This window comes from Flavobacterium sp. 28YEA47A, assembly GCF_041262125.1.
In the GTDB taxonomy this organism is placed as follows: domain Bacteria; phylum Bacteroidota; class Bacteroidia; order Flavobacteriales; family Flavobacteriaceae; genus Flavobacterium.
The window spans coordinates 117172-128809 of sequence record NZ_JBGCCI010000003.1 but is presented as its reverse complement, the minus strand read 5'-3'; the positions used below and the strand labels follow the sequence as shown (position 1 = coordinate 128809).

At 38.5% G+C, this 11638-nt stretch carries 11 protein-coding genes; 2 read left to right on the top strand and 9 right to left on the bottom strand.

Translation table 11 applies throughout. From position 1 onward, the window contains the following. Positions 1-6: 6 nt before the first annotated feature. Both ABH942_RS05060 and ABH942_RS05055 read left to right on the top strand, forming a co-directional pair. Positions 7-876, top strand: coding sequence for a rhomboid family intramembrane serine protease (locus ABH942_RS05060; RefSeq protein ID WP_370029892.1), 870 nt, complete (start codon positions 7-9; stop codon positions 874-876). A gap of 48 nt (positions 877-924) precedes the next feature. Beyond that, positions 925-1971, top strand: a complete 1047-nt coding sequence (locus ABH942_RS05055) for an endonuclease/exonuclease/phosphatase family protein (RefSeq protein WP_370029891.1) — start codon at positions 925-927, stop codon at positions 1969-1971. Positions 1972-1980: 9 nt separating this feature from the next. Here the strand turns inward: ABH942_RS05055 and ABH942_RS05050 are convergent, their stop codons facing one another. From ABH942_RS05050 to scpA, 9 genes are all read right to left on the bottom strand, one after another. Then, a complete protein-coding gene (locus ABH942_RS05050) occupies positions 1981-2595 on the bottom strand; it encodes a WbqC family protein (RefSeq protein ID WP_370029890.1) in 615 nt (204 codons plus the stop codon). A 1-nt stretch (position 2596) separates the two neighbouring features. After that, positions 2597-4159 carry a signal peptidase I gene (gene lepB, locus ABH942_RS05045; protein ID WP_370029889.1) on the bottom strand — a complete coding sequence of 521 codons (1563 nt, stop codon included), beginning with the start codon at positions 4157-4159 and terminating at the stop codon, positions 2597-2599. A 46-nt stretch (positions 4160-4205) separates the two neighbouring features. Further along, entirely contained in the window at positions 4206-4907 is a 702-nt protein-coding gene (gene dapB / locus ABH942_RS05040; protein ID WP_370029888.1) for a 4-hydroxy-tetrahydrodipicolinate reductase, read from the bottom strand. 9 nt (positions 4908-4916) lie between these two features. Next, positions 4917-5477, bottom strand: coding sequence for a DUF5683 domain-containing protein (locus ABH942_RS05035; protein WP_370029887.1), 561 nt, complete (start codon positions 5475-5477; stop codon positions 4917-4919). Continuing rightward, positions 5477-6376: a ParB/RepB/Spo0J family partition protein gene (locus ABH942_RS05030; RefSeq protein ID WP_370029886.1), complete on the bottom strand. Its 900-nt coding sequence runs from the start codon at positions 6374-6376 to the stop codon at positions 5477-5479. Before ABH942_RS05030 ends, ABH942_RS05035 begins: the two co-directional genes overlap by 1 nt. A gap of 9 nt (positions 6377-6385) precedes the next feature. Next, positions 6386-7153, bottom strand: coding sequence for a ParA family protein (locus ABH942_RS05025; protein ID WP_140002491.1), 768 nt, complete (start codon positions 7151-7153; stop codon positions 6386-6388). Between the two features lie 152 nt (positions 7154-7305). Beyond that, positions 7306-8094 (bottom strand): T9SS type A sorting domain-containing protein, encoded by a 789-nt coding sequence (locus tag ABH942_RS05020; RefSeq protein WP_370029885.1) that lies wholly within the window; start codon positions 8092-8094, stop codon positions 7306-7308. A 312-nt stretch (positions 8095-8406) separates the two neighbouring features. After that, positions 8407-9288 (bottom strand): SDR family oxidoreductase, encoded by an 882-nt coding sequence (locus tag ABH942_RS05015; protein WP_370029884.1) that lies wholly within the window; start codon positions 9286-9288, stop codon positions 8407-8409. Between the two features lie 214 nt (positions 9289-9502). Beyond that, entirely contained in the window at positions 9503-11635 is a 2133-nt protein-coding gene (gene scpA / locus ABH942_RS05010; protein WP_370029883.1) for a methylmalonyl-CoA mutase, read from the bottom strand. Positions 11636-11638: the final 3 nt, after the last annotated feature.

Sequence of the window (11638 nt, the reverse complement as noted above, 5' to 3'; positions counted from 1 at the left end):
TGGTTTATGGGAATCGTTGATGATTTAAAGATACAATATAAGACAGGAGGAATTACGCTACAGCTAATCTTCTGGAATATAGGTATTGCTATACCTTTGTTCTTGCTGCATGCATTTTCAAACGACGGATTTCTGTCTTTGATGTCGTGGATACAGCTTACTTCAGATCCTTCAGAGTTCATCTTAAAGCCGTGGACGATACTTACGTATAGTTTTCTGCATGTGGATGTACTGCATCTGCTTTTCAATATGATTATGCTTAATTTTTCAGGAAGGCTTTTCCTGACATTTTTTACGCAAAAACAATTTTTAGGTTTGTATCTGTTGGGGGCTATTTTTGCAGGATTGGTTTTTCTGGGGACGTTTTTTCTTTTTGATGTAAAAGCACCTATTATTGGAGCTTCCGGGGCAATAATGGCAGTACTTATTGCTTCTGCGACTTATGCTCCTTTATATCAGTTAAGATTACTGTTGATAGGAACAGTCAAATTATGGCATATTGCTTTTGTTTTCCTGATACTGGATCTTGTCCAGATTCCTACAAATAATATGGGAGGGCATATTGCACACTTGGGCGGTGCCATATTCGGATTTATTTATATAAAGCTGTTACAAAACGGAACCGATTTAAGTCTTATAGTTACCCGAATCCTAGACTTTTTTACCAATCTGTTTAAGCCTAAAAAGGGAACACCTTTTAAAAAAGTACATCGGAATGTGAGCCAGCCAAAACCAAAAACGGCTACAGCCAGCAAAATTGTTGTGAAAGATAAAACACAGCAGCAAATAGATGAAATTCTTGACAAGATTAGCCAATCTGGTTATGATAGCCTGACAAAAGAAGAAAAAGAATTTCTTTTCAAAGCAGGAAAGTAAAGAAAGTTTTATAATCTTTGTTAGAACTCAAAAATTGTTTGTCCAAAAATGAAAAACCTTTCATGGTTCAATAAAGCAATGTTTTTCTTCAATATAGTGTTGACTGTATTGACGTTTCTTGCGTATATCTTACCATTTTTGGCTCCTAAATTGTTTCCTATCTTATCTGTCCTGACGCTGATGCTGCCTTTTATGCTGATCTTAAATCTCCTTTTTTTTATTTATTGGGGAATACAGATGAAAAGGCAGATTCTACTTTCTTCGTTAGTACTGCTGATGGGAATTACTTTTATCAATAAGTTTTATAAATTTTCGAGTACAGACCTTCCGCCTTCCGATAATGATTTTACGGTAATGAGCTATAATGTGCGTCTTTTTAATCTTTATAAGTGGATAGAAAGGGACGATGTTCCGGAATTGATTGCTAATTTCATCAATGATAAGAACCCGGATATTCTTTGTATTCAGGAGTATTCTGAAGGGAAAATAGATTTAAGGGCTTATAAGCATAAATATGTGCTGATGAAAGGGCAGAAGACGCTGACCGGACAAGCCATATTTTCTAAATTTCCTATAGTAGGCAGGGGCGATATCGTGTTTCCGAATTCAAATAATAATGCCATTTATGCCGATATTAAAAGAGGAAAGGATACAATCAGGGTGTATAATATGCACCTGCAATCGATCAGGATTACTCCGGATGTGCATGAAATCAATGAAGATATTAACGGAATCAACGAGCAAAAGTCGAAGAAGATAATCAGGAGAATGAGCGAGGCTTTTAAAGAGCAGCAGGAGCAGGCCGAAATCATAATGAACCACAAGAAAAACAGCAAACTTCCTGAAATCATATGCGGAGACATGAATAACAGTGCATTTTCATTTGTGTACCGAAGTATCAGAGGAAAACTGAACGATGCCTTTGAAGAAGCCGGAAACGGTTTTGGGAAGTCGTATGATTTCAAATACTATCCTGCCAGAATCGACTATATCTTTGCTGACAAAAAGATGCAGGTCAAAAACTTTGAAAATTATCCGGATTTTGTCAATTCAGACCATTTTCCGGTTATGGCAAGGCTGGCTTTCGAGAATTAATAGCGGGTTTTAAAGCGGTTGTGTTTTCAGATACTCCAAAGCGTGTCTTCCCTCATTAAATAATAAATCCAGAATACTCAGGTTATTCAAATAGCCGTGCTTTTCTTCAAAAACCTGGGTATAAGGCTCAAATTGTAAGGTGTCTTTTTTCCCGTTTGCCAGAGGTCGGAAATCTGAAAATTGAGACGCTTCGTGAAAATATTCTTCCGTTTTTTTATACGTAAAATCAAAGCCAAGACAATCTGAAACAATTTCCATAGCCTCAAAATTTAAGTCCATCAAAAAGGTATGCTTTTTTTGGAAAATAGGAGCCAGGTCATCTTCAAAATATTCAAAAAAGGGTGAAGTCCTATAGGCTGCTTCAAGCGACTTGAAGTGTTGTTTCTGCCAACCAAAGGCATCTTCAATTCGGACATCTTTTGTTTTCTGGTGTCTGTCAGCTTTAGAATGCTTTACAGGAATATTAAGCAACTGTAATCCATTTGGACTATAGATATACATTCTGTTCCTGTTGGTCTGCTTTTGGAAGTTGTCTTCCATCTCAAAGGTAATCGAGTCAGCCTGAACCATAGCAGCAAACTGACTGATGGATGGGAAATAAGTAGGAAGCAAAAGAGCGTTCATCTTAATATCTGTCTAATCGTTTCTTTTTTCTTTTGATAAAGAAGTTAGCAATAAAATATCCTGCCATCAATAGTACGAATATGCCGAAATAGGATACTGGTTCTCCGCTTCCACCAACAGTAGTGAACATTCTTTCCCAACGGACTTTGTCAATAACTTTTGATAAAGGAGTATACGGGTCTAAACTCATCCAGATAAACACTGGCTTTCCTACGATATGGTCTGCAGGAACAAATCCCCAATAACGGCTGTCTAATGAGTTATGACGGTTGTCTCCAACCATATAGTAATAATCCTGTTTGAATGTATAAGAATCAGCAACCTGACCGTTGATCATGATTTTATCTCCATCAACTTTTAGGTCGTTCTTTTCGTATTCTTTGATAATGGTTCTGTAAAAAGGAAGCGATTCTTTATCCAGTTTTACAGTTTTTCCAGCTTGAGGAATATAGATAGGGCCTAAATTATCCTGATTCCATTTTTTAGTATATGGAAAGATTCTAGGGTCAGGATGATCTTCTGCTTTAAAAATCTGTTTTGTGATGCTTTGTACCAAAGAATTTTTTTTCAGGATAGCTGCATTTTCATCGGTTAGTGATCTGAATTCATAACTATTGTCTCTTTGGTCAAAGCCAATATCATCCGGATATATTTTTAGATCTTTTGTCAGGTAATTTGGATCAAGCATACTGCCATTTACGGTAGTAACTCTATAAGAGTATTGAACTTTCGCCCTGTCTGATAGGATTAGCTTTTTGCCATCGATATAGACATCGCCATCAACAAAAGAAAGATTGTCGCCTGGAGTTCCTACACAACGTTTTACATAATTTGTCTTTTTATCGATTGGCTTGAAATTGGCTTCGGTGGAATTTGGAATAGTATCAGCGGGCCAGTTGAATACTACAATATCATTCTTTTCGACTGGCTCAAATCCAGGAAATCTGAAATACGGAAGCTGAGGCCTGTTCAAATAAGACTTAACCTTAAGTCCCGGAATTGTATCATGAACCATTGGCATGGCAACAGTAGTCATTGGTGTTCTGGCACCATAATGGTTTTTGCTGACGAAAAGGAAATCGCCTACCAAAAGTGTTTTTTCTAATGAGCCTGTAGGGATCGTGAAAGGCTGCATTATATAGGTATGGACAATAGTAGCAACTACTACAGCAAACAACAATGAGCTTACGGTATCTGCAGCTTTGTTTTTTGGATGCAGGCTTCTGTTTTCAATATATTTTACATCCTGGGTATAGTTGATATAATAGATATACAGACCTAATGTAAGTACTCCCAGGGCGGTGTCTAAAGTTGTGTTTTTTCCAAAACTTCTCAAAGTTTCCACCCAAACGACCGGAAACATGATAAGGTTTACAATAGGTATGAAAAGCAGAATAACCCACCATTTAGGGCGGTTTATGATTTTCATCAGGACAATTGCATTATAAATCGGGATTGCTGCTTCCCAAGATTGTTTTCCTGCTTTTTTATATAGTTTCCATGTTCCTAAAAAGTGTACTACTTGAAGGATAAGGAAAAACACGAACCATTGTGTAGCTGTCATCTGTATGTATTTTTATATTGTATATGTCTGTTAGAAGAACAATTTGTTACGTTAAGTTAAGCACGTCTTTCATGGTATAGACACCTTTCTTGCCTAAAATCCATTCTGCGGCTACAACAGCACCCAATGCGAAACCTTCACGGCTGTGGGCGATGTGTTTGATTTCGATAGTATCGACGTCAGAATTATAAAAAACGCTATGCGTACCCGGAACATTTTCGATTCTTTTGGCATCGATTAAGATTTCATCCTCTTTTGCATTTTCCAATGCCCAGCTTGAATAATCGGAATTTTCTATGATTCCTTTCGCCAGGGTAATGGCAGTGCCGCTTGGAGCATCTAATTTTTGCGTATGATGAATCTCTTCCATAGAAACTTTATATTCCCTGATATTTGACATCATTTTTGCTAGATAGTCATTCAGTTGGAAAAATATATTTACGCCTAGGCTAAAATTAGAGCCGTAGATAAAAGCCCCATTTTTTTCTTGGCAAAGAGCAACCATTTTATCATAGTTGTCAAACCATCCGGTTGTTCCGGAAATTACCGGAATGTTGTTGTCCAAACAAGTTGAGATATTGCTAACCGCTGCGTCAGGAATGCTAAAATCAATTGCAACATCTGCCTGCTCCAATCCTTCAAATGTATCTTCGGCAGATTTTCTCAAAACGATTTCATGGCCTCTTTCCAAAGCGATTTTTTCGATCACTTTACCCATTTTGCCATATCCCAAAAGTGCTATTTTCATGCTATGCTATTAAAAATTATAGTTTAATGTCAGGCCGACATTTTTTTTGTAATTCAGGTCGTTTTGATAAATATCCGGCTTGATAGTGAGCTTTTCGCTGACATTGAATTGCAGAAGATGCGCATCAACGTTTGCTTCGACAATATTCAGGATGTAGATTCCTACGGTGACAATCAAAGAAAGATCCCGATTTTTCTGAAATTGCCTTTGTGCAGAAATCAGCTGGTTATCTGTTAGATTGGAAAGTTTTCCGTTTGGATCTTCTGTTCCGTTCAGGCGCCTTTTGTATTCGTCCCTGTATTTATGATAATTCTTATTGTTGTAAGCATAGATTCCTATTCCGGTTCCTAAAGCCGCATATACGATGGGAATCTTCCAATACTTTTTATTATAGGCTTGTCCCATACCTGGAAGTATGGCCGAATAAAAAGCAGCTTTTGAAGGTGCTAAAGGATTGATTTCTTCTCCTTTGATGCTGTCACGTACAACAATATTCAATTCTTCCTGCGCGCTAACCGAAGTAGTTCCAATCAGAAAAAAGAGAAAAAATATGGAAACTAGCCTATTCACTAACCTTTGATTAATTTGATAATTCGGTTGAAATCCTCTTCTGAATGAAATGGAATCGTGATTTTTCCCTTACCGTTTCCGGCTACTTTGACATCTACTTTTGTGCCAAAATAATTTCCGATGGCTTTCTTTTCGGATTCATCAATAGCAAACGCAGTTCCTTTTGCAGCTTTTGGTGCAGCCGGTTTTAGGCTTTCCTGGTAGTTTTTAACTAAGGCTTCCGTTTCTCTTACGGAAAGATTTTGGCTGACGATTTTTTGATAAATATCAGCTTGTATGTCGTGATCTTCAATGTTAATAATAGCACGGCCATGTCCCATAGAAATAAAACCATCGCGGATTCCGGTCTGGATAATCGGGTCAAGTTTTAATAGTCGGAGGTAATTCGCAATTGTTGAACGCTTTTTACCTACACGGTCACTCATTTGTTCCTGCGTCAGCTGAATCTCGTCGATTAATCGCTGGTAAGATAAAGCGATTTCAATAGGGTCAAGGTCATGACGTTGGATGTTTTCTACCAAAGCCATCACCAAAGACTCGTTATCGTTGGCAAGTCTGATATAAGCAGGTACAGCAGTCAATCCGGCCAGTTTAGAAGCGCGAAGTCTTCTTTCTCCGGAGATAAGCTGGAATTTGTTGTAATCTAATTTTCGTACGGTTATAGGCTGTATTACGCCCAATTCCCTAATCGAAGTAGCCAATTCCTGAAGAGATTCTTCATTGAAATTGGTTCTCGGCTGAAACGGGTTTATTTCAATAGCATCAATTTCAAGCTCAATAATATTGCCAACCACTTTATCTGCATTTTTATCCTCAGCCGACTTAATGTCGTTTTCAGGATCTTTTAGCAATGCTGATAAACCTCTTCCTAATGCTTGTTTCTTTATCGCTTTTGTCATAGACTATTTCTATTTCGTATTTTTCTTAATGATTTCTTCTGCCAGGTTGATGTAATTAGTTGCTCCCTTGCTAGTAGCGTCATAGTTGATGATGCTTTCTCCAAAACTTGGTGCTTCACTCAATTTTACGTTACGCTGGATAACGGTTTCAAAAACCATATCGTGGAAATGTTTCTGAACTTCTTCTACTACCTGATTGGATAGTCGAAGACGGGAATCATACATTGTCAGCAACAAACCTTCAATGTCCAGATCCGGATTGTGTATTTTTTGGACACTTTTTATCGTATTCAATAATTTCCCTAATCCTTCTAAGGCAAAATATTCACATTGAATTGGAATTACTACAGAATCTGCAGCAGTCAACGCATTCAATGTCAGCAATCCTAGTGAAGGAGCACAGTCGATCAGGATATAATCGTATTTGTCCTTTACACTTTCAAGTGCTGTTTTTAGCATATATTCTCTGTTTTCCTTGTCAACCAATTCGATTTCGATAGCTACCAAATCAATATGGGCAGGGATCACGGAAACGTTTGGAGATGAACATTCGATTATTGCTTCTTCCGGCGTATTACTGTGTTCCAGAATCTGGTAAGTTCCAATTTCTACCGACTCTACGTCGATTCCCAAACCCGAACTTGCATTCGCTTGAGGATCAGCGTCAATCAGTAATACTTTTTTTTCTAAAACTCCCAAGGAAGCTGCTAAATTTACAGACGTCGTTGTTTTGCCAACGCCGCCTTTTTGATTTGCAATAGCAATGATTTTGCCCATTTAGTTTCTAAAATTTTGAACCGTAAAAATACAATTATTTATGGGTTTTGAAAATCTATTTTGTTAACAATATAAAAAGTGATAGCGAATAAAAAAGCCGGAAGTATTCTTCCGGCTTATGATGCTGTTTTTGTTTTTGACGGTATGCCTTTTTATTTCAAAATCAGTTTTTTGGTAGTGTTGTAATCTCCTGATTGTAATTTCATGATATAGGACCCGGCAGACAAATCAGAAAGGTATAATGTCTTTTCTGTTGAATTGCTGTCAATTACTGTTTCGTAAACTTTGGCTCCTGTCAAAGTATAAACAATTACTGAAGTGTCATTTTGCAGGTTGCTGCTCGTAATCGTAATTTTTTTGTCTGCTGACGGGTTTGGATATACTTTGAAAGTGTTTGCTATTGGTGTGTCGATACCCAGGTCAGGCTGATAGTTAATGTTATCAATCAAACTTGCCACATGTTGTGCATCGGCTACGATTCTAAGGGCAATAAATTTATGAGCATTTGAAGCTGGTATAGTACGGAAAAAATTGGTTTGAGAAGCAGAAACGGTAATTGGAGAGCCAACTTCTACGAATGAGCCAAAATCAGTAGCGCTTGTCATTGTCCCGATTTGGATAGTCATATTTCCAGGAGCTGAACCTGTTGCTGGTTGTGCTGTAAAAGAAATCGCTTGATTGCCATCAATGCTTGTCAATTCAGGACTTACAATATAAAAAGGCACAGTAGGATTCATAAAGCTATATGCTTGAAGCACCTTGTTTCCTGAAACGGTTGCAACTGACAATTTTGGAGCACCACTTCCTGTCCAACAGTTTTGTGGAAGAGGGCCATCTGTGAAAGTCTCAAAATTTTGAGAGAATGAAACTACAGGGTTGCATTGTGCATTACTGATAAATGTTGCGAAGAAAAAAGCAACAGAGAGTAGAGTTTTTTTCATATTTATTTTATTTGGATTGAAATTTTGCCGCAAATATACTTAATTATATCAAGTCTAAATAAAATTAAATATCGAATTGAAAAATTTAACCTCGATAAAAGGGAATACGCAAAATAGCTACAATACAAAAGGCGCCTCAGTTTCTCAAAACCTTAGCGCCTTTATTAGTCGTTATTTTTTAGCTACAGATTAGTAGGATTACATAGATTTTAAGAAGTGTATATATAAAGAAGTTTATTTTCATAGCCTTCTCATTTATATATAAAATACACAAACTTAATACCTCAGAACTTTATCACTTTAGCACCTCTCTTAACTATTTTTCTTTGCCTTAATCATAGCTTCTAACATATCCCACATTTCTTCAGGAACAGCTTCCAAAAGGTTGAACTGTCCGGCTCCTTTGAGCCATTCACCGCCATCAATCGTGATGACTTCTCCGTTGACATATGCTGAAAAGTCAGATACAAGATAGGCTGCAAGGTTGGCTAATTCCTGATGGTCACCGACTCTTTTCAATGGGACTTTTTTTGCCAGGTCGAATTTGTCTTTAAGGTCGCCCGGCAGTAATCTATCCCATGCGCCTTTTGTAGGAAACGGGCCTGGTGCAATAGCATTGGAACGGATTCCATATTTGGCCCATTCAACAGCTAGGCTTCGGGTCATGGCCAAAACGCCTGCCTTTGCAGTAGCCGAAGGCACAACATAAGCGGAACCAGTCCAGGCATAGGTCGTGACAATATTCAGTATTGTTGAGTTTTGTTGTTTTGTATCGATCCAATGCTTTCCAAAAGCCAAAGTACAGTTTTTGGAGCCTTTTAGCACAATATCAATAATGGTGTCAAAGGCATTAGCTGATAGTCTTTCTGTTGGAGAAATAAAATTTCCTGCAGCATTGTTTAGCAATACGTCGACTTTTCCAAACTTTTCTAAAACGCCTGCGAGCATGATTTCGACCTGTTCATAATTACGAACATCGCAAGCCAGTGGAAGACATTCACCGCCGGTTTCTTTTTCAAGTTCTGCTGCTGTAGTTCTTAGTTTTTCAAGATCACGTGAAGTTATAGCGACTTTGGCGCCTAATTCCAGAAAATATTTTGTCATCGCTTTTCCAAGTCCGCTGCCGCCACCTGTAACTACGATTACTTTTCCTTCCAAAGCATTATCGCGAAGCATTTTTTTTGTAAAATCCATTTGTGTTGTTTTTCTTTTTACTAAAATACGGAATTCGTTTCCAAAAATTACTTTTTCGGGTTTAAAATAAATCCTGAATTTAGTTATAGTGCTTAAATCAATGTTTCTTTTTTTCTATTTCTCGTGTGTTTTTTCATGATTGCTTGATTTGCCGTTAGAGCATTATTTTGGCAATAAAAAAGCGGGAATATGATTTTCCCGCTTTCTGAAATGCCTATTCTTGCATCAAAATGTCTAAGATTGTAATGGCCGCCTCGCTGATTTTGGTCCCAGGGCCAAATACGGCTACCGCTCCGGAATCAAAAAGATATTGGTAGTCTTGAGCAGGAATTACGCCTCCTACGATTACCATAATGTCTTCGCGCCCGTATTTTTTTAATTCTTCAATAACCTGCGGTACTAATGTCTTGTGACCGGCAGCCAGAGAAGAAACTCCCAAAATATGTACGTCATTTTCTACAGCTTGCTTGGCTGCTTCTGCCGGTGTCTGGAAAAGAGGACCAATGTCGACATCAAAACCTACATCGGCATAACCAGTTGCAACGACTTTGGCACCGCGATCATGTCCGTCTTGTCCCATTTTGGCAATCATTATTCGTGGTCGACGGCCTTCGGATTTTGCAAATTCGTCGGCTTTCTGCTTTGCTTTTTCAAAGCTTTCGTCATTTTTAATTTCTTTGCTATACACGCCACTAAAAGATTTGATTTGCGCTTTATATCTTCCAAAAACAGTTTCTAATGCGTCGCTAATTTCGCCTAAAGTGGCTCTATTTCTGGCGGCATCAACTGCAATTTCTAATAAATTGCCCTGGCCTGATTTGGCAGCTTCGGTCAATTTATGCAATATTTCTTTTACTTTTTCCGTATTTCTTGTGGCTTTTATTTTTTCTAGTCTTTCGATTTGCTGTCTGCGAACCATTTGGTTGTCAACATCAAGAATGTGCAACGGATCTTCTTTTTCGAGGCGGTATTTGTTTACGCCTACAATGATGTCCTGACTGGAATCGATTCTTGCCTGTTTTCTGGCAGCGGCTTCTTCGATTCGGAGTTTTGGAATACCGGCTTCAATGGCTTTGGTCATACCGCCTAATTCTTCTACTTCCTGAATTAGCTGCCATGCTTTATGGACAATTTCATCAGTAAGTTTTTCTATATAATAGCTTCCAGCCCAAGGATCGACCGTTTTGGTAATTTTGGTTTCTTCCTGAAGGAAAATCTGTGTATTTCGTGCAATTCTTGCGGAGAAATCGGTAGGCAGAGCAATGGCTTCGTCTAAGGCGTTGGTGTGTAATGATTGCGTACCTCCAAAGGCAGCAGCAGCAGCTTCGATACAAGTACGGGCTACATTATTAAACGGATCTTGTTCCGTAAGACTCCAGCCCGAAGTTTGGCAATGGGTTCTTAAAGCGAGCGATTTCTCGTCTTTAGGATTGAACTGTTTTAGCAATTTTGCCCAAAGCATTCTTCCGGCACGCATTTTTGCAATTTCCATAAAATGGTTCATCCCAATAGCCCAGAAGAAAGAAAGTCGGGGAGCAAACTCGTCAATTTTCATTCCTGCGGCAAGTCCGGTACGGATGTATTCAAGTCCGTCGGCTAAAGTATAGGCGAGTTCAATATCTGCTGTGGCTCCGGCTTCCTGCATATGGTATCCGGAAATCGAAATAGAATTGAACTTAGGCATTTTTTTACTCGTAAAGTCGAAAATATCAGCAATGATTTTCATCGATGGAGTAGGCGGATAAATGTAGGTGTTTCGTACCATGAATTCTTTCAGGATGTCATTCTGGATAGTACCTGAAAGCAATTCCGGTTTTACACCCTGTTCTTCAGCAGCTACGATATAAAATGCCATGATTGGCAATACGGCACCATTCATGGTCATAGAAACCGACATTTCATCAAGCGGAATCTGATCGAACAGTACCTTCATATCTTCAACAGAGTCGATAGCAACACCTGCTTTTCCAACATCGCCGACAACTCTTTCATGATCGCTGTCATAACCTCTGTGTGTTGGAAGGTCGAATGCGATAGAAAGTCCTTTTTGTCCGGCTGCAAGGTTTCTTCTGTAAAAGGCATTGCTTTCTTCTGCCGTTGAAAATCCCGCATATTGGCGGATAGTCCAAGGGCGACGAACGTACATTGTGGCGTAAGGGCCACGAAGATTCGGTGCAAATCCTGCACCAAAATTAAGATGCTCTAAATTTTGGATATCCTTATCAGTATAGGTGTTTTTCAGCTCGATGCCTTCGGCAGTCAGAAAATTTTCCTTGCTTTCTGATACCTCCTTTTTGCTGTCGGTTTGTGAAACTAATTTTATATGTTGGATGTCTTTTCTTTTCATGGC